12 protein-coding genes are annotated in these 18343 nt (G+C 54.2%); 7 read left to right on the top strand and 5 right to left on the bottom strand.

What is annotated here, in order from left to right; genetic code table 11:
• The first annotated feature begins 140 nt into the window (after nucleotides 1-140).
• The 5 genes from B036_RS0125455 to B036_RS0125435 all read left to right on the top strand — a co-directional run bounded on the left by B036_RS0125455 (nucleotide 141) and on the right by B036_RS0125435 (nucleotide 8525).
• Nucleotides 141-1052, top strand: a complete 912-nt coding sequence (locus B036_RS0125455) for a Ppx/GppA phosphatase family protein (RefSeq protein ID WP_020571564.1) — start codon at nucleotides 141-143, stop codon at nucleotides 1050-1052.
• 142 nt (nucleotides 1053-1194) lie between these two features.
• Nucleotides 1195-2628: a sulfatase gene (locus B036_RS31115; protein ID WP_020571563.1), complete on the top strand. Its 1434-nt coding sequence runs from the start codon at nucleotides 1195-1197 to the stop codon at nucleotides 2626-2628.
• A gap of 78 nt (nucleotides 2629-2706) precedes the next feature.
• Entirely contained in the window at nucleotides 2707-3501 is a 795-nt protein-coding gene (locus B036_RS0125445; protein WP_020571562.1) for a hypothetical protein, read from the top strand.
• A gap of 109 nt (nucleotides 3502-3610) precedes the next feature.
• On the top strand, nucleotides 3611-6778 hold the full coding sequence (locus B036_RS0125440) for a glycosyl hydrolase (RefSeq protein ID WP_026232348.1): 3168 nt from the start codon (nucleotides 3611-3613) through the stop codon (nucleotides 6776-6778).
• A 73-nt stretch (nucleotides 6779-6851) separates the two neighbouring features.
• Nucleotides 6852-8525, top strand: a complete 1674-nt coding sequence (locus B036_RS0125435) for a tetratricopeptide repeat protein (RefSeq protein ID WP_020571560.1) — start codon at nucleotides 6852-6854, stop codon at nucleotides 8523-8525.
• 17 nt (nucleotides 8526-8542) lie between these two features.
• Here B036_RS0125435 and B036_RS0125430 read toward each other — a convergent pair whose 3' ends face one another.
• Nucleotides 8543-9247, bottom strand: a complete 705-nt coding sequence (locus tag B036_RS0125430) for a DUF2490 domain-containing protein (protein ID WP_020571559.1) — start codon at nucleotides 9245-9247, stop codon at nucleotides 8543-8545.
• A gap of 192 nt (nucleotides 9248-9439) precedes the next feature.
• Here B036_RS0125430 and B036_RS0125425 point away from each other — a divergent pair, with 192 nt between their 5' ends.
• Nucleotides 9440-10600 (top strand): DUF3095 family protein, encoded by a 1161-nt coding sequence (locus tag B036_RS0125425; RefSeq protein ID WP_020571558.1) that lies wholly within the window; start codon nucleotides 9440-9442, stop codon nucleotides 10598-10600.
• A gap of 140 nt (nucleotides 10601-10740) precedes the next feature.
• Nucleotides 10741-12246, top strand: a complete 1506-nt coding sequence (locus B036_RS31110) for a sulfatase (RefSeq protein ID WP_020571557.1) — start codon at nucleotides 10741-10743, stop codon at nucleotides 12244-12246.
• A gap of 48 nt (nucleotides 12247-12294) precedes the next feature.
• Here B036_RS31110 and B036_RS31105 read toward each other — a convergent pair whose 3' ends face one another.
• From B036_RS31105 to B036_RS0125400, 4 genes are all read right to left on the bottom strand, one after another.
• A complete protein-coding gene (locus B036_RS31105; RefSeq protein WP_044103841.1) occupies nucleotides 12295-12915 on the bottom strand; it encodes an RloB family protein in 621 nt (206 codons plus the stop codon).
• Complete coding sequence (locus B036_RS0125410; protein WP_020571555.1) at nucleotides 12915-14195, bottom strand: AAA family ATPase; 1281 nt, start codon at nucleotides 14193-14195, stop codon at nucleotides 12915-12917. Before B036_RS0125410 ends, B036_RS31105 begins: the two co-directional genes overlap by 1 nt.
• A 57-nt stretch (nucleotides 14196-14252) precedes the next feature.
• Complete coding sequence (locus tag B036_RS0125405) at nucleotides 14253-16124, bottom strand: T9SS type A sorting domain-containing protein (protein WP_020571554.1); 1872 nt, start codon at nucleotides 16122-16124, stop codon at nucleotides 14253-14255.
• A 443-nt stretch (nucleotides 16125-16567) separates the two neighbouring features.
• Nucleotides 16568-18340: a RagB/SusD family nutrient uptake outer membrane protein gene (locus tag B036_RS0125400; RefSeq protein ID WP_020571552.1), complete on the bottom strand. Its 1773-nt coding sequence runs from the start codon at nucleotides 18338-18340 to the stop codon at nucleotides 16568-16570.
• Nucleotides 18341-18343 lie beyond the last annotated feature (3 nt).

Raw genomic sequence — 18343 nt, 5'->3', positions numbered from 1 at the left:
TTTTAGTGATTTATTTGGGATCTAATCTGTGTAAATTATACACAGATAGGATAAATTTATTGGCTTTGAAAACAACCCCCTGGCTTAGCCCGCTTACCTTACTTTAGCTTTAGTCCATAAAGACTAATCAATTAAACCCCATGAAACTAGCTGCCATAGATATTGGCTCCAACGCCATCCGTCTTCAAATCGTCAATGTCTTTGAGTCAAAGGACAAGGTCAGTTTCAAAAGCCTTGAATTTCTCCGCTTTCCATTGCGGCTGGGGCACGACGTATTCAAGAAGGGCAAGATCCTACCCGGAACGACACAGAAGTTCGGCAAGCTGATGCAAACCTTTCGCCTGCTGATCGAATTGTATGACGTTGATGCCACCTTTGCCGTAGCGACCTCCGCTATGCGGGAGGCAGAAAACGGGCAGGAAATCCGGGACGTCCTGGAAGGCACTACCGGTATCGACGTGCACATCATCTCCGGTACAGAAGAAGCTCGGATACTGAACAAGGCCATCCTGCCCTACCTCACCGAAGGCCGCTCCGTACACATCGATGTGGGTGGTGGCAGCACCGAACTCAACCTATACGAGGGTCGGGAACTCAAAGCCAGCCAATCCTTCCGGATCGGGTCAGTTAGAAAGCTATCCGCCGCAGAACGAAAAGACACTTTCTCCCGGATGCAGGCATTCCTCAAAAAGACGAAAAACCCTAAAAGTGGGGAAGTGACCGGCATTGGTACCGGCGGCAATATGAACAAGCTGTTCAAATTGTCTTCCCGAACCGGAAAAACAAGTATGTCATTAGTAGAGATCAAGGCCATCAGCGCCTACGTAAAGGCTTTCTCTTACGAGGAGCGGATGTCTTTTCTGAAACTCAACCCTGACCGGGCAGACGTCATCATTCCCGCTTCCGAAATCTATATCCGGATGCTCGAAGATGCAGGTGGCGACACGATGCTAGTACCCAAAGTTGGCCTTAAGGATGGCATCATTTACGAACTCTACGAACGAACCACTGGAAAGAACATCTCAGAAATAGAATACATATCGGGTATTTGAGGGAAGCCGCCGAACAGGCGGATCGACCGTCCGACATATTCTTTTGACCTGGAGAAGCCGGACAAAAGTTTACCCGACGGCAAATGCTCCCAATCATTCGGCAGGTCATCTGCCCCAACATTCGACCAACAAACTCATCATCATGCGCCCAACAAACCTCCTTGCTCTGCTCCTCCTAGGAGCTTTACTTTGCACCTGCGGCCCCGCCTCATCAGTAAAGGAGTCAGAAAGCCAAACAGACGGGGGGGCTGCGCCGCCCAACGTCCTGTTCATTGCTGTGGACGACCTGCGGCCGGAGCTCGCCTCCTTCGGCAAGGGGATGATTCACTCGCCCAACATCGACCGGCTGGCGGCGATGGGCACCGCCTTCACGAACGCCTACTGCAACGTGCCGGTCTGCGGGGCCTCGCGCGCCAGCATCATGACCGGTATGCGCCCCACCCGCAACCGCTTCTGGGATTTCAAAACCAAGATCAGCGAAGATGCGCCCGACGCCGTTACCCTACATGGCCACTTCAAGGCCGCCGGCTACTACACGGCCGCCATCGGTAAGGTACTGCACCACCCAACCGACCGGGCCGGGGACTACAGCCAGCCCAACTGGAAACCCGGCGTGGGCGGCGGGGCCGGCCGCGACTACCAGATGCCGGAGAACATTATAAATGCCAACAATAAGGATTTCGACGGCCGCGGGCCCGCTTTCGAGCGCGGCGAGGTAGCCGACACCGCTTACTGGGACGGGAAAATCGCCGACTATGCCGCCGCCAAAATCGGGGAACTTGCGCCCGGAGACCAGCCCTTTTTCCTCGCCGTTGGCTTCATGAAGCCCCACCTCCCGTTCAACGCCCCGGCCAAATACTGGGATTTGTATGATCCCGCCAACATCAGCCTGCCCGCCACCTACTACCGCGCCGAAGGAACCCCTGACGCCATCCACCACAACAGCGGTGAACTCCGCAATTACAGCGGTGTGCCAAAAGACGAAATCCTGCCTGAAGATTACGCGCGTCAGCTCATTCACGGTTATTACGCCAGTGTCAGCTTCATGGACGCCCAGCTGGGTCGTGTGCTCGATGCCCTCGAAGCCAGTGGCGAAGCAGATAACACCATCATCGTCTTTTGGGGCGACCACGGCTGGAACTTAGGCGACCACGCAATGTGGTGTAAGCATACACCCTTCAACACCTCCTTGCGGGTTCCACTCATTTTCTCCGCTCCGGGTCACGAGCCCGGGCGCTCACCCGCGATGGTGGAATACGTCGACGTCTTTCCCACCCTCTGCGACCTCGCAGGCCTGGAAAAACCCGCCCAGCTACAGGGGAAAAGCCTGAGCCCACTACTGGACGACCCCCAAACAGCGTGGGGAGACGCCGTTTTCACCCGCTGGAAAGAAGCCGACAATATCACCACCACCCGCTATTCTTATACCGAGTGGTACGACGATGAGGGCGACCGATATGCGCGTACGCTTTTTGACCATGCAACTGATTCACTTGAAGTGAATAATCTGGCCGAAAAGAAGGAATACCTCCCGGTAGTGGAAGAACTTGCCGCACGATTACCGATTGGAGAATAAGCTAGCCGGACCTCGAAGCGTCGCGCAGCGACCTTTAGCGCCCGGCGTGTTTTACGATCAAAATTAAGTTCTCGCTCAATGAAAGTGTCCAGTCCCACCCAAATTCTACTTCTCTGCATCACGCTATTTCCCGTACTGCTCCCGGCGCAAACCGAAGCGGAGCGTAATTTTCAACAACTGGTCGACGCCCCTGGCTGGCAAAAGGCCTTCCAAGACCCCGGCACCCGCAACTGGCAACGTAAATGGTTCCTCGACGGCCTGCGCGCCACGGTAGATAATACGCCCGACGGCATGGTCTTCAGCGCCGGGCCAGTTGCTGGCGACGATGCCTGCCACGGTGTACTCTGGACGAAGCAGTCCTTCACCGGCGACCTGAAAATGAGGTATACCTACACCCGTACCGATACGCGGGAAACCGCCGTCAACATCCTCTACCTGCAGGCCTCCGGTGCCTATGACTTCCCCGCTGACATCGCGAGCTGGCGCAACGAACGCATCATTCCCAGCATGCGAACCTACTTTAATAACATGAACGCCCTCCACATCAGCTACGCCGCTTACCCGAAAAACGGTGGGATGGATTACGTGCGGTGCCGCCAGTACCCCGTACAGAAAGGTAAAAAATTTGCCGCTACTGCCGTGGCACCCGATTATTTCGACACGGGCCTTTTCAGACCGGGCGTACCGTACGAAATAACGGTGGTGAAGACTTCGGAATGGCTGTTTTTCAACGTCAAAGGCGGCGATAAGGAGCAACTGTTTTCGTGGCCATTGCCATCGGGGGACAAGATTGCCAGTGGGCGCATCGGGATTCGGCACATGTATACGCGCTCGGCGCGGTACGGGGATGTTGCCGTTTGGGAGCGGGGGTAGCGGATGGTACAGGATGGTGAGGCGGGAAAAACGTAGCTTTCTTTATGGTGTTGATTTATCCGGCGGTGGCGCATTAGGGCGGCGGCGCGCGGGTGCAAAGAAAGTTGTTATGCAAACCTTGAACTTCCGCTTTATCCTCCCTGGCTGTCTCCTGCTAATGCTTAGTTTTTCTACCTGTACAACCACACCGGAATCAGAAACAATGGCTGACCCCGCCATCGAAGAACTGGCCGCTGGCTTTATGACTCCGCCGGCAGAGACAAAGCCTTGGATGTATTGGTACTGGATCAATAACCACATCTCCGCAGAGGGCATCACCCGCGACCTGGAGGCGATGGCCGAAGTAGGCATCGGTGCGGCGCTGATCGGCAATATTTACCTCGACCGCGTACCGATGGAAGACCAGGGTCAGGTGCCCATGCTGAGCGAAGAATGGAAACGGCTGACCCAACACGCTATCCGGGAAGGGGCGCGTTTGGGCGTCGACATCGGGCTGTTCAACAGCCCGGGCTGGAGCCAGTCGGGCGGGCCGTGGAACGACACCGGCAACTCCATGCGGTTCCTGGCCAGCCAGGCCACCGTGGTAACCGGGCCGGGAAAATTCTCGGGCCTGCTTACACCTCCGGAAGGAGACTTCAGCGACGTGGCGGTGCTGGCCTTTCCTACGCCGACCGGCGGGCCTGACCTCATCGTCCGGGAAACGGACCTCACTGGACAGGAGGCTGCTACCATAACCTTCCCTGCACCCGCGACCGCGCCCTACCAAACCCTGACCCTCCAACCGCAGGGCACTTTCACGGCAGACGCTACCCTGAGCGCAAAAGTTGCCGGGGAGTGGAAAGTGGTCCGCTCTTTCCGCTTCGACCGAAGCAACAATCTGGACCAGATCGGCTTCTACGATGATCCATCGCTGACCATTGCTTTCCCCGCGACCAACGCCCCGGAATTTGAGCTGAACCTGACAAATATCATGGCAACCCGCGGCAGCAAAAAAATCGGGCTACGAACCGCCTCATTATCACCGTTGGCCAAACTTGAATACAGCCTGGAGAAGCAACTTGCCCTGATGCACCCCACCCCGCTGCCGCTGGACGATGCTTACCGCTGGCCCGCCCAGGCCGAACCCGCCGCCGACCAGATCATCCCCACCGACGGCGTGCTGAACCTCACCGAAAAACTAGCTACTGACGGCACCCTGAACTGGAACATCCCGGCCGGCAACTGGACCATCCTGCGCACCGGGATGCTCCCGACCGGCGTGGAAAACGGGCCAGCGGCAGCCGGGGCCAAAGGCCCGGAAGTAGACAAAATGAACCGCGACGCCCTGCCCCAGCATTTCGACGCCTTTATCGGCGAAATCCTCAATTCCATGCCCGCCGCCGAGCGTACGGCCTTCAAATACGTCGTAGCCGACAGCTATGAAATGGGCGGCCAGAACTGGACGGATGATTTCGCCGCCGCCTTCGCAACTACCTACGACTACGACCCCTTACCCTGGTTACCCGTGCTGAGTGGCCACATCGTCGGGTCGGTCGACGAATCCAACCGTTTTCTTTGGGATTTACGCAGGTTAGTGGCCGACCGCGTGGCCTACGAGTACGTCGGCGGGCTACAAGATTTATGCGAGAAGAACGGTCTGAAACTGTGGCTGGAAAATTACGGTCACTGGGGGTTCCCCTCAGAATTCCTGTTGTATGGCGGGCAGTCGGATCTCGTCGGCGGAGAATTCTGGAACGAGGGTTCACTGGGCAGTATCGAGTGCAAAGCCGCAGCCTCTGCGGCGCACATTTACGGTAAAGAGCAGGTGTCGGCCGAATCCTTCACCGCTGCGGGCAAGGACTTCACCCGTTACCCGGGCATGCTGAAAAAGCGAGGCGACTGGAGCTTTACCGAGGGCATCAACCACCGGGTCTACCACGTCTATATTCAGCAACCGTATAAAGACAAACAGCCGGGGGTGAACGCCTGGTTCGGTACCGAATTCAACCGGCACAATACCTGGTTTCCGAAGGCTAAATCCTGGATCGACTACGAACGCCGCTGCGGCTATCTGCTGCGTCAGGGCGACTTCGTGGCCGACATCGCCTACTTCATCGGCGAGGACGCGCCGAAGATGACCGGAGTTACCAACCCGTCCGTCCCCGCCGGATATGCCTTTGACTATCTTAATGCCGATGTGCTGCATAACCGGACCAGCGTGGTCGATGGTCGGCTGGTCGTTAAGGATGGGCCGAGCTACCGTATCCTGGTATTGCCCAGGTCGGAGACCATGCGGCCGGAGCTACTGGTCCGCATCGCCGAACTGGTTGAGGCCGGCCTGACGGTGGTAGGTGCTGCCCCCAGCCATTCCCCCAGCCTGACCGGCTACGGTGAAGCCGACGAACGGGTACATGACCTGGCCCACGAACTTTGGCAACACGAGCGGGTGACAACCGATACCAACCTGCAACGGGTATTATTGAAGACCGGCACAGTGGCCGACGTGGAATTACCGCCCAGTAGCCCCGTGCTCTGGATTCACCGCCGTGCAGATGACGGCCGCGAAATTTACTTCCTGACCAACCAAAGCGAAGAGACCATCGACTTCGTTGCCGGCTTCCGGGCCAAAGGTTTGCGGCCGGAGTGGTGGGACCCGATCAGTGGTGCCCGGCGTCCGCTGCCAGAGTTTCGGGGTACGGCGGAGCATATTCACCTACCGCTACGGCTGGCTCCTTTAGAAAGTGGTTTCGTGGTGTTCAGCGAGTCCGACGGTCCCCCGCCTGAGGGCAAAAACTACCCCGAAACGGAGCTACTGGCCGAGCTTACCGGTCCGTGGTCCGTGCGCTTTCAAAACGCTTATCTTGGCGTAGACAAAACGGTGGAGTTGCCTGAGTTGATGGACTGGGCCGGGCACCCGGACGAAGACATCCGCTACTTTTCCGGAACGGCCACCTACCGCAAGACGTTTGCCCTGCCCGATGCTCCTAACGGAAAGCGCGTCTGGCTGGAATTGGATGAGGCGGCCGTGGTGGCCAACGTTTCTTTAAACGGTAGCTACGTCGGTGGCCTGTGGACTGCCCCCTGGCGGATTGACGTTACCGACTTTCTGCGGGCGGGAGAGAATGAATTAGCCGTAGAGGTGACGAACCTCTGGGTTAACCAACTTATCAGGGACGCTGGCCTGCCGGCCAGGGGACGCAAGACCTGGACGCTTACTGGAATCATGCCTGAGGAGGGAGCAGAGTTGACTAAGTCGGGTTTAACCGGAGAAGTACGGCTGACCTCAATTGTGGACTGATCCTCCGATGGTTAAATGTCGCAATAAGCTTATATTGTGCAAACATGCATTTTGCCTGTTCAGCCAATTTGAAATGAAATCACCTCCAATTCTACCGCTGCTATTCCTGGTTTGCTCCTTCCTGCTTAACTCAAGTTGTACGAGCGAAAAGCCCAAATCTACAGTCGACACCTCAAACATTGATTTTTTCCGGGGTGATATCGTAATGTGTAGCGGTCAGACCTTCGGAGAAGTCAGTTTTTCGCTTTCGTGTGATTATTCCGTGCGGGAAACATTTGATCTGGCGGTCTCCCTGCTCCATTCATTCGAATACCGGGAGGCGGAAAAAGCATTCGTACAGGTGCTGGATGCAGACACGGAGTGTGCGATGGCTTACTGGGGTGTAGCCATGAGCATCTACCACGCCGCGTGGTCCCCACCCGGTAAAAGCGACTTGGCAAAGGCATCCGAAGTTCTTGAGGTTGGCAAATCGGCAGCGAAGAACGCCAGGGAAATGGACTACTTGAACGCCATCGGCACTTACTACAAAGATTGGGATAGCGTAGCCCACGGAATAAGGGCAAAAAATTACGAAAAGGCAATGGAGCGGATGTACGAAAAGTACGAGGACGATACGGAGGCCGCCGTTTTCTACGCATTAGCGCTTTACGCAACGAGGGACAGATCCGGGACGGAATACGTCAACGAAAAGAAAGCCGGTAAAATACTGGAAGCCATTTTCCCGGACCAGCCTAACCATCCTGGCGTAGCGCACTACATCATCCACAATTACGATAATCCGGACCTGGCCCACCTGGCCCTGCCGACCGCCAGAAGATACGCGGATATAGCGCCGGGTTCCGCGCACGCACAACATATGCCTTCCCATATCTTCACCCGGCTGGGGCTTTGGGACGAGTCCATCCAGTCCAACCTGAACTCCATGTCGGCGGCCCGTTGTTACGCCGAGGAGACGGCTATGGACGGCACCGGAGGAGAAGAAGTACACGCAATGGATTATCTGATTTACGCTTATTTACAACAAGGTGACAACGCCAAAGCCGGTGAGATGCACCAGCGTTTATTATCCATGGACAAACTGGCGGCCGATGCGGGGAAATACAACTTCGGGTCCATCTCCGCCCGCATGTGGTTAGAGAACAAAAACTGGACCGAAGCGGCACGGCTGGAACAGCATCCATCGAACGTAGATTGGGGAGAGTTCCCGTGGGAGATTGCCATCACGCACTTCGCCAGAGTGCTGGGGGCCGTGCACAATAAGGACATTGACGCTGCTAAAGAAGACCTCCGTATACTCGAATCGCTGCACCAGCGATTAGTGAACGCTGACGATCCCTACCAGGCAAAGCAGGTGCTGGTTCAGGTAACGGCTTCCCGGGCCTGGATAAAACTGGTGGAAGGCTATCATGAAGCCGCCGTTACCCTTATGCAGGAAGCTGCCGGTCTGGAAGCAGAAGTAGGAAAACATCCCGTAAGCCCCGGCGAAGTCTTACCCGCTCAAGAACTACTAGGCGACATGATGATGGTTTTGGGCAGGCCAAAAGAGGCCCTCAGCGCTTATCTGTTGAATTTGCAATCACATCCGAATCGGTTTAATGGCGTATACGGAGCCGCCGTAGCCGCTAAACGAGCGGGAGAGCATAAAACAGCCAAAGAACAGTTTAGTAAGTTGGTGGAATTAACCGCGGCAAACGTTGAAGACAGGACGGAGGTTATTGAAGCTAAGCAATACCTAAACGAGATTTAACCAGGTAGCCGTGTTCTTTAAAACTTATGGTGCAAGCTCAACTGCGTCTGCCCCTTCCCCCAATTAGCCGTAGTCTGCTTCATCCACCCCACCTGGACGCGTAGGTTATCGGACAGGCCGTAGCCTAAGCCGAGGTAGGTTCGGTTCCGATCAAATCGTTCCACTTCCCGACCGTTTCCAATATCGGTTTGACCGTTTATGAAGATTTCGTTATAAAGGGCAAGGTAAAGTGTCTTTTTCTTCATTTCGGTGTCGTTGAGCAGCACATTCAGGAAGATGTTGTAGCGGTAGCGGGTACGCGTGTCCTGTCCCTCTACCCAGCGTTGTTCGTAGCGGAAGCGGTGCGTTAGCATAAAGCGCTTACCGAGTTTCTGGGGCAGCAATGCTTCCTGGTAAATTCTACTCTCGCCGGTGGTGGCGTCACTGTCTCCGAAAGCGCCGGTAGTGATGTTTCCATATCCCAGGGTAAAAAGGATGTTGGCATCTTCAGGGCGGTAGGTTACACCGCCGCGCAGCAGCAGCTGTTCCATATCTCCCCCTGCATCCCAGGCCCGGTATTGGAGGTCTCCCTGTACACCGAAGGGTCCGTCGCCAAAGGTGGTATTAAAAATATACATGTACCAGCTACCCAGTTGATCTTCGTCGGGGCCTGATTGAGCGGTTAGGGTGGTGCTTAGCAGCAGTATAAAGAAGAGGTAGAATTGTTTTCGCATATCGAACATGGTTGAAACAGGGAAACCCCAAGACTTAAGTGAGGTTCACCCCTCATTCACAAGATTCAGGATAATCTACCAGGGAAGGAATATACAATAAGAGGAGCCTGGAGCTCAGGCAGGTGCCCCTTGCCGCCTAACTTTCCCACTACCGCACACTTCCGGTCATAAGCGTGTTACATAATCATCAGTATCAATACAATGCTCAACCCAACCTTTTACCAGGACCTGCCGGTCGAAAATATGCCATTGCGTAAGTTGTTGGGAAAGAGGAAGCTGTTCCACGCTGTCCCGGCAAATTGGCAGGTCATCGTAATCGACATCATCGGTTCGACGCAGGCCGTCGCTGCCGGCCGGCACCACGAAGTCAACCTGGCGGCAACGGGTGGTATAATTACCGTCCTTAACCGGCTGAAGGCGGACTACAACGAGCTGAAAATTCCTTATTTCTTCGGCGGCGACGGGGCTACTTTCATCGCACCGCCAAAGCTTGCGGAGGAGCTCGTTAGTGATCTCAATAACTATCGCCACCACATCAGCAATCAGATGGATTTGGTGCTGCGGGTCGGATCTATGCAGGTAGCAGAGGTTTATGATGGCGGTACCAGCATCCAGATAGCAGTGGCGAGACTTTCCAGGTTATACGTCGTCCCGGTGGTACTGGGCAACGGCCTCAAAGAAGCAGAACGTCGCATTAAAGCCTCCTTTACCGATGCGGAAGCCGTTGCTTCGGAACTGGCAATACCTGACCTGACGGGCATGGAATGTCGCTGGAACGAGATTAAACCGCCCCGGGACAAAGAGCGCATCGTGTGCCTGCTGGTAAGCTGCAACGATGAAGCTAATCAGGGCCGGGTTTACGGGGAAGTTATGGGCCAACTGGATAAGATTTTCGGGCAATTGGAACGTCGTCGGCCGGTGGCATCAGGCCGCCTGCGCCTCAATCTGGGTCTGGTGAACCTTGCCCGGGAAATGTACGCCAGTCTTGGCCACTTTCAGCTGCGGTACCTGTTGCGCAACTGGCTGGCCACACTCTACGGACCCTATTATTTCCAACAAACTGTCGCCGGCAAAAACTACCTCGCAAAGATCAGTCAACTGACCGACACCCTGATGCTGGATGGTAATATCAATACGGTTATTTCCGGTACTGGAGATCAGATCGACCAACTAACCCGCTACCTGGAAAAGCAGGAAAGTGCCGGGGCGCTGATTTTTGGTATGCACGTTACCCACGCATCGGTCATGTCTTGCTATGTCCGCGATCACGACGAGGACCACGTCCACTTTGTGGACGGAACGGAAGGCGGCTACACCAGTGCGGCGCGAATGTTTAAAGCTAAACTGCGGGCGAGAGGGTAACGGTTAATCCCGCCGTAAAAAGGGAGCACCGGCCGCCGGAATACACCGCAACCACCCCTCTCTGCCAACGTCAAGACCCGAGAGTACAGGACGCCCTGTTGTTGTCCTACCATTAATTTGAGCACGATAAAAAGCGATCCATGCCCAAGTTCCCCTACCCCGCCCTGCTTTTCCTGGGTTTCCTCCTTTGCACCTGCGCAAGCGCCCAAAAAAAAGCACCGGAAAAGCCCAACATCATTATGTTTCTCGTCGATGATATGGGCTGGATGGACACCAGCGTGAACGGCAGCGAATACTACGAGACGCCAAACATGGAGCGGCTGGCCAGGATGGGCATGACCTTTACCCGTGCTTACGCCGCCAACCCGCTTTGCTCCCCTACCCGGGCGAGTATCCTGACCGGCAAGCACCCCGGTCGGTTTGGCCTGACGACCCCGGCCGGCCACCTGAAACCTAATCCCAACGAAGACCTGACCCGCACGGAAGGTGCCCCCTGGCAAAAGGTGGTGCAGCAGGGCATCCGGACCTTTATGCCCCTGGATGAATTCACCATCGCCGAGGCCCTGAAAACCAATGGCTACACCACCGCCCACATCGGGAAATGGCACCTGGGGCAAAAGGGCTACTGGCCCGAACAGCAGGGTTTCGACGTCAACGTTGGCGGGATGATGCACCCCGGCCCGCCCAATTTCTTCTCCCCCTACCGCATCGCAAACCTTCCCGACGGAGCGGAGCACGAATACATCACCGATCGGATCACTTACGAGGCTATGGACTTTATGGAAGCCCATAAAGACGAGCCGTTTTACCTTAATTTCTGGCAATTCGGTGTTCACGCCCCTTTCCAGGCACCGCAGGACCTGATCGATAAATACGCCGCAAAAACCGACCCGCGCGGTAAGCAGAATGCCCCGATAATGGGTGGAATGATGGAGAAAGTAGACCAAAGCCTCGGCATGCTCCTCGACAAGTTGGAAGAACTGCAAATTCTGGACAATACCCTGATCGTGTTCTTTTCTGACAACGGCGGAAATATGTACAACACCATCAACGGCGAGTTCCCAACCAATAATTATCCGCTACGCCACGGCAAGGGCAACATCCACGACGGTGGCATCCGCGTGCCGGCCATCATCGCCTGGCCGGGGCAGATTGAAGCAGGTTCCGTATCCGATGAGCTGATCCAGAGCATCGACTTTTACCCTACTTTTCTAACGGCAACCGGCACTCCGGCAAATCCGGCTCAATTGCTGGATGGAGAAGACCTCGTCCCCCTGCTAACAAAGCAAAAGCGGCTAAAACGGGAGGCGATCTTCAGCCACTATCCGCACTATATGCCTGCCCCGGACAACCTGCCTTCCACTGCCGCCTGGTCGGGCGACTTCAAATGCATCAAGGAGTACGGGGAGGGCGAAAATCGCCAGCCCGCCTACCGCCTCTACAACCTGACCGAAGACCTGACGGAGATGAACGACGTGGCGACGCAGTATCCAAAGGTCGTCGCCCGGATGAGCAAACTGATCGATGCGCACGTGGCGGAGATCGGGGGGATGGTACCGGTGATTAATCCTAAGTATGTGCCGGGATCAAAGAGCCCGATGGGAAATACTAAGGCATTTCCTATGGAGAAGTATCCTAATTATTGAGGGCTGGGCTTGGAAGGAGTTGCGGGTTGATTCTTTTGCAAAAAAAGTTTACTTTCTTGCCTTCAACAATTCCTCTACCAATTCAAAAACGGTAGTCACCGGATTTTGTGAATGCGGAGGCATGCCATCATGGTTCTGCAAAAGCCTTTTAGCTCGTTTAATCGCTTCTTCCTCGCTGGCGGCTTCATCCTTTTCCAATAACTCCCGGATACCGAGACAAAATCTTGCTTTTTTTCCTTCCCGCTCATAATTTACGGACCAACGCTTACTGAGCTGCTCGTAATAATAAGTTCGCTCTTGACGGGTATTGACATAAGTATAATGCAGGCAGAACCACAGCTCAAAAGCATCTACGGAATAGGCTACCCGAATACCAGCCTCTTGGGCCTTCAAAATAGTAGCGTCAAATTCTGCCAGTTGACCTTTCCCTTTGGCTGGTAGATAATCCAGGTCAAAAACCACCCATATTTGATCGTAGGAACCGTCATCAGAGTTTATCGCATCCTTAACCAATTGCCTACGATCGCCGTTAGGATCCCGTGGCTCCACGCTTACGCCCTTGTCATGAAACGATTTGAAGTAAAGTCGCTCAGTCTGACCTTCACACAGAATCAAAAAACGCTTGCCTCTTGAGATCGCTTTCCGGTGTCTTCTTTTTATTCTGGCCATTAGTCTTCCAGTATTGCGATATTGAAATCCGTTACATCTGGAACCGCACCGTAGCTGCCGCCCAAGTAATCAAGCTCGAAGTCTGAATCCTTACGAATCCCTTTTATGTCAGCTAATGAATAGATTATGGATGCTCGGTCTTTTCCTTTTTCCACAAAATCGATCTGGTCACGGCGTAACAACCGGTGATCCAGGAGATTCGTATCGTGGGTCGAGAAGATAAACTGAGCGTTGTTCGGGTTCCCCGTGGAAGAGTTGAACATGGATACGATCTCGCGGGAGAGGCGGGTATGGAGTTTTGCTTCGAATTCGTCTATTATAAGGATACGACCTTGAAGGATTGTTTGCACGATGTAAGGAGCCATAACCAGCAATTTTTGCGTCCCCTGGGATTCACTCTTTTCCACTAACCATCCTGATATTTCGTTTTCAGCATCCCCCCACTTGTGTGACACAACCAACGATAGTCGCCCCTTTGTGCTCTGAAGTTCTTTCAGGTGAACGGGCGGAATACCCTGCCCTTCCAGCGTTTTTTTATCGACTACAAAAAGTTCCTTAAATTCAATACCGGCAAAACGCAACAGCTCCAAAACCTTATCCCGTACCCCTTCATGAGCCAATAGTTTATAAGCGTTCTGCTCAACCGAAATTTTCTCTACGTCACCAAAAATGGTAATTCCAGATAAAAAAGAAGTTACGTCCTTGACGACCTTTCCAACGTTGAACAGCGCTAGTGCGGAAAGAAAGGAAGCATCTTCTCTAAACAGTTCGTTATCACCACGCTCAAGAATGTCAACACTTTCCGGATTGTCAAAATACTTTCTGCCGATGCTGGCGGATTGCCCGACTCTTTCAAAGACTTTAGCTTTCCTTACCGTCTCGTCATACAACCATTCTTTCACTATTGCCTGCTGCGTAGCAGAAAAACCATAGCGATACCTTTTACTGTCAGCCACGAACACTAATTCAAACGAGGAAGGCTCCGCACTATTCCCCGCAGCAAAAGCATAAGGATGCACGTTTGAAGGTAACATTCCGGGCGTCTTTGCCGATAGTAAGCTTATACTTAACATGGCATAAAGCGCCTTAATCAAATTACTCTTCCCGCTAGCGTTCGCACCATAAAGCGCCTTAACTCGCAGTGCATTGTCGCCTTTACCAACGGGTACAATTGCATTCTCAAGCCAACTAAAAGCAGGTTGAAGTGCTGAAGCGGTTAAATCTAAAACCTGTTCTTCACGAAAAGACTTAAAATTAGCTACAGAGAAAGATAATAGCATAAATTCGTATATTATCTACAAATGTAATGCTTTAATATGATTACTTAGGACAACAAGCTATTTCACCAATACTCTGCCTCTCATAATATTTCCACTATCCCATCCCACCGCAATAAGAAGGTAATTCCCAGCGGGTAAATCACCAAGATTGAGCTCAGCGACAGCCAGGTGACGTTCCGCCTGCCAAACCAATTGCCCCGCCAGATTAAAGACTTGCAGCGCTAAGGGTTCCGATACGCCAGCCAGCGTAAACTGGCCCCGACTGGGGTTAGGAAACACCTTCAACTCAGCCACCTGAAACCCACGATTAGTCGTTGAAGTAACCCCCGAACACTCCCCCGCCATATTCTCCAACACCGCCTTATACTTAGGTGCAGGAATCACCGACGTATCCTGGTCCATAGTCTCCAGCAACCCCCAACTGCCGAACTGCGGACTCCTCGGCGCGACGAAGGAAAAATTCATCAACGCCAGCGGTTTCTCCCCGTCCTGCAGGGTGCGGACGAGGTCAAACCACTCGTTGTAGAGGTTGTACATCGAGGTATCACGCTGGATGTCGACCAAGGCGTCTTCATAAGTTGGGACTACGCCGAAGGGGTTGGGCGTGAGGTGCTGGCCGCCCTCATAGAAGGCCAGCGGTTTATTGATCACGTCGGCCAGTTCCGTCTTGATGTCTGAGATATAGCTGAAACTATTGGGCATCGACTGGCGGGTGAGCCGGGCGATGTCAGCGACGGTGGCGTTTGCCCCCAGGCCGTCCAACTCCGTTTCTGCTTCTTCGGTGAAGCCGAAGTAGTAGGTGGGGGAAACATAGTCGAACGAAGCAGCATCGACGTTGAAGGCAACGCGCTGCGCCACGTCGAGCCAGCCGGCCTGCACGCCCACAACACGGCTGGTTCGTTCGGGGACGTCGGCGTATTCCTCCGTCCAGACGTCCAGCATATTCTGGATGAAAGTGGTGGTACCTTCCGGCCAGGAGATATCAGGAATCTCACAGCCGTAGCGGTTGGCCCAGTGCGTTTGGGGGAAGATCCAGTTCCAGATTTCGTTGCTGTATTCGACGTAGATATGCCGTTCCGGTTCGAGGTTATCCCGGAAGAACCGGGCCATTTCGCGGACGTAGTCTTCGCTGGCGGTATGCGGTACGCAGACCCAGCCGTCTTTATCATTATCGTTCATGAAGCGGACCATCATTTCGTAGGGGATGCCCTTGCTGTGGGTCCAGGTGTAGTAGTCGGGTTGGCTGCGGCCGGCCCAATCGGTGAGGGTACTGTCTCCGGTTTCGCCTTCTTTCGTCCCCCAGCCGTTGGTGGAGCCCCAGTCCATGAAGCGAACGGTTTCGAAAACGTCTACTTTTTCGAGCCAAAGGGGGTTGAAAGGTTGCTCCTGATAGGTGGCCTCCGCCCCCGGCATGAGCAGGCGGATATTATGGATGGGATTATCCATTTCGCTACGGTCGATCTTGATTTCGACAACGCCGTCAATGCGGTTAACCAAGTCAAAAGTTGCCCGGTGGTCTCCCGTGCGTTGCAGGTTTTCGTAAGTACCGAAGAAGGCGAGTTCGCCGTCGCCATCCCACAAGATCTTGTATTCTCCCAGTGGCCAACCGTCAGTTTTACCCCAGATGGTAGCCACCTGCTGGGGGTACTCCGAACCGTTCACCGTTTGGGGGGCATGGGTCGGGTAGCCGTCTGAGCGCAACGCCAGACTATCGGCAAAACCGGAGTTGAAGGGGAAGCTCGGATCGCCTTCAGATTTGGTGTACCACTCGCGGCTGTTGCGCATCAGGTCTACGAAGGGTAGTTCCGTACCGTAGTCGGCCAACCCGGCCAGGTTGGTGCCCATGGTGAGTTTGCAGCTGTCAGGTAGTTGGGCCTGGACACTGCTTAAAAGCAGAAAGAGGGCGAAAACGGGTAGATATCTGGTCATTGCCAATGCTTGATTTGGCAGCGCAAGGTAAGATTTTATTGCCCATGCCTGACCAAGACCATGGCCTTTACAATCCCTCACTTTGCACCTGCGTCCCCGCCCTGAAAAACAGCCACCTGCACTTTTTCGGGCGGCGGTGCGCAGGTGCAAGAAGAAGTTTAAATGCCGTCAATGCCCATTCCCCTCATCGCTTACGTGCAAGCAAAAAAACACCGGCAGCCCAATTGACTACCGGTGTACTCACTAGTATACTCGATCAATGCAAATTTTTTGACGGCGTTGGATACCTTAATGGATGGTTTCAGAAATAAACTTATTTATTCCGTACGGACGGGGTTTGCCCCCGCCCGTATCAGAATCCTGAAAACGCTTTATTCGTTTGCTAAGCGAACGGTGAATCCCGTCTGCCAATCGGACAACTACAATTGCCTTTTCAGTCCTTCTTACCAACCGGGATTTTGTCCTACGGCAGGGTTCTGAGAAAGCACATTAGTCGGGATCGGCCAGAGGTAATGCTTGTCTTCAAATACTGGCACGAAGTCCGTTCCCTTGCGCACGTCGATGTAGGGAACACCATCTATCTCGGTAGTCTCGACGCTGGAGCCCGGATAGCGGGCCTGCGCAGCCTCATCGAAACGGATGCCGTAGTCAGACATGGCCAGGTATTTACCCTGCTTCCAGCGGCGGAGGTCGTGGTAGCGGTGGCCTTCCAGGAAGAGTTCCACGCGGCGCTCCCGACGAATTTCCACGAGCTGAGCGGAGATGCCATCATTGGCATAGCGGGGGTCCATCATCGGATTAAGTGGCATGGGCGGCATGTTCACCCTGGTCCGCAGCAGGTTGATGCTTGCGTCAAGGTCAGCCTCGGTGAGGGTCCCCAATTCAGCTTTCGCTTCCGCAAAGTTCAACAGTACCTCTGCGAGGCGTAAACAGGGAGGCGAAGCCGTGTGCTGGTTGCGGGGAGCTTGTTCGTCTGCGGCATTCCAGTGCTTTACGACGTGGTAACCAGTATTGGATCGGTTACGACCGCCGCTTTGGCCCTCAAGCCGCGGGTAGGTATTACCGGCGTCATTGGAGTATTCGTACAGTGCCTGGTCCTCGGGGTTCAGCACACACTGCCGCAGCCGGAGGTCCCGGTTGATGAAAACGGTCTCGATGCTGTCATCCCCCATATACATCGGAGAGAGCGAGATGGGTAAACCGTCTTCGCAAAGTACGTCCTCTACAAAGCTTTTGGTGGCACCACCGTTATAGTTCCAGAAGAGGCGGGAGGCGAAGTGGCCATTGATCTGCGCTTCGTATTTGCGCCAGTAGATCGTTTCAGGGTTATCCTCCTGGGTCAGGGCCTGCCAGTGGTGCCGGTAATCCAGGTTGGGATTTCCGGTGGAATAAAGGCTGAAACCGCCTTCGTCCATCAACTGTTTCGAGGCGTTGACCGCTTCGTTGAACCAGCGATCGGGGTTCATACCGCCATGGTACTTTCTCCAACTACCCTCAAAAAGGCAGACCCGGGATTTCAGCGCCAGCGCGACCCACTTGTCCAGGTGGCCGTGGCGGCCACCTCCGTCGTTCCAGTCTTCCGGCAGGTTGGCAATGGCAAAATCCAGGTCTTCCAGGATCTTGTCCATGGCAAACTCCCGGCTATCCCTCAGGGCATAGAGTTCTTCCGACTCGATATTGAGGAGCTTATCAGTATAGGGTATGTCTCCAAAACGGCGTACTTTATCCGAAAGGAACCAGGCACGGAATAACCGCGCTTCGGCTTTATAACGATTCTTTACCGGCTCGGTAGCGTCGGTACGGTCATAATTTTCGAGGCCGAAATTGATCTGCCGAATTAACGGCCAGCCTTTATACCCCATAATACGCGGTCCGACCGTTTGGGCATACCTCCCGGTCCGGATTTCGTAAAAGTCCTGAGCGCGGGGGTGGGTTGACCCCAGGTTATCGCTCATTTGGTCTTGCCACCAGAGCCCTTCGCGGAAGTTCACCCCGGCACCTTTGCTCAGGCCCATAAGTATGGGGTATTCGTTATCGTCCTTGATTTCGTCGTAGAAGCCGTTGTTGTAGTTACGCATGTCCGATTCATTCCGCCAGAAGGTCTCATTACTGAGTTCGTCCAGGGGGAATCGATCGAGGAATTCGTCTTCGCAACTTGTGGTCAGGAGTAAAAGGCCCGACAAAAGCGCACCGATAGTTATGATACTATATTTCATTGT

This window comes from Neolewinella persica DSM 23188, assembly GCF_000373105.1.
GTDB classification, from domain to species: Bacteria; Bacteroidota; Bacteroidia; order Chitinophagales; family Saprospiraceae; genus Neolewinella; species Neolewinella persica.
Note: the sequence above shows the minus strand (reverse complement) of the source record. Positions and strands in the feature narration are given on the sequence as shown.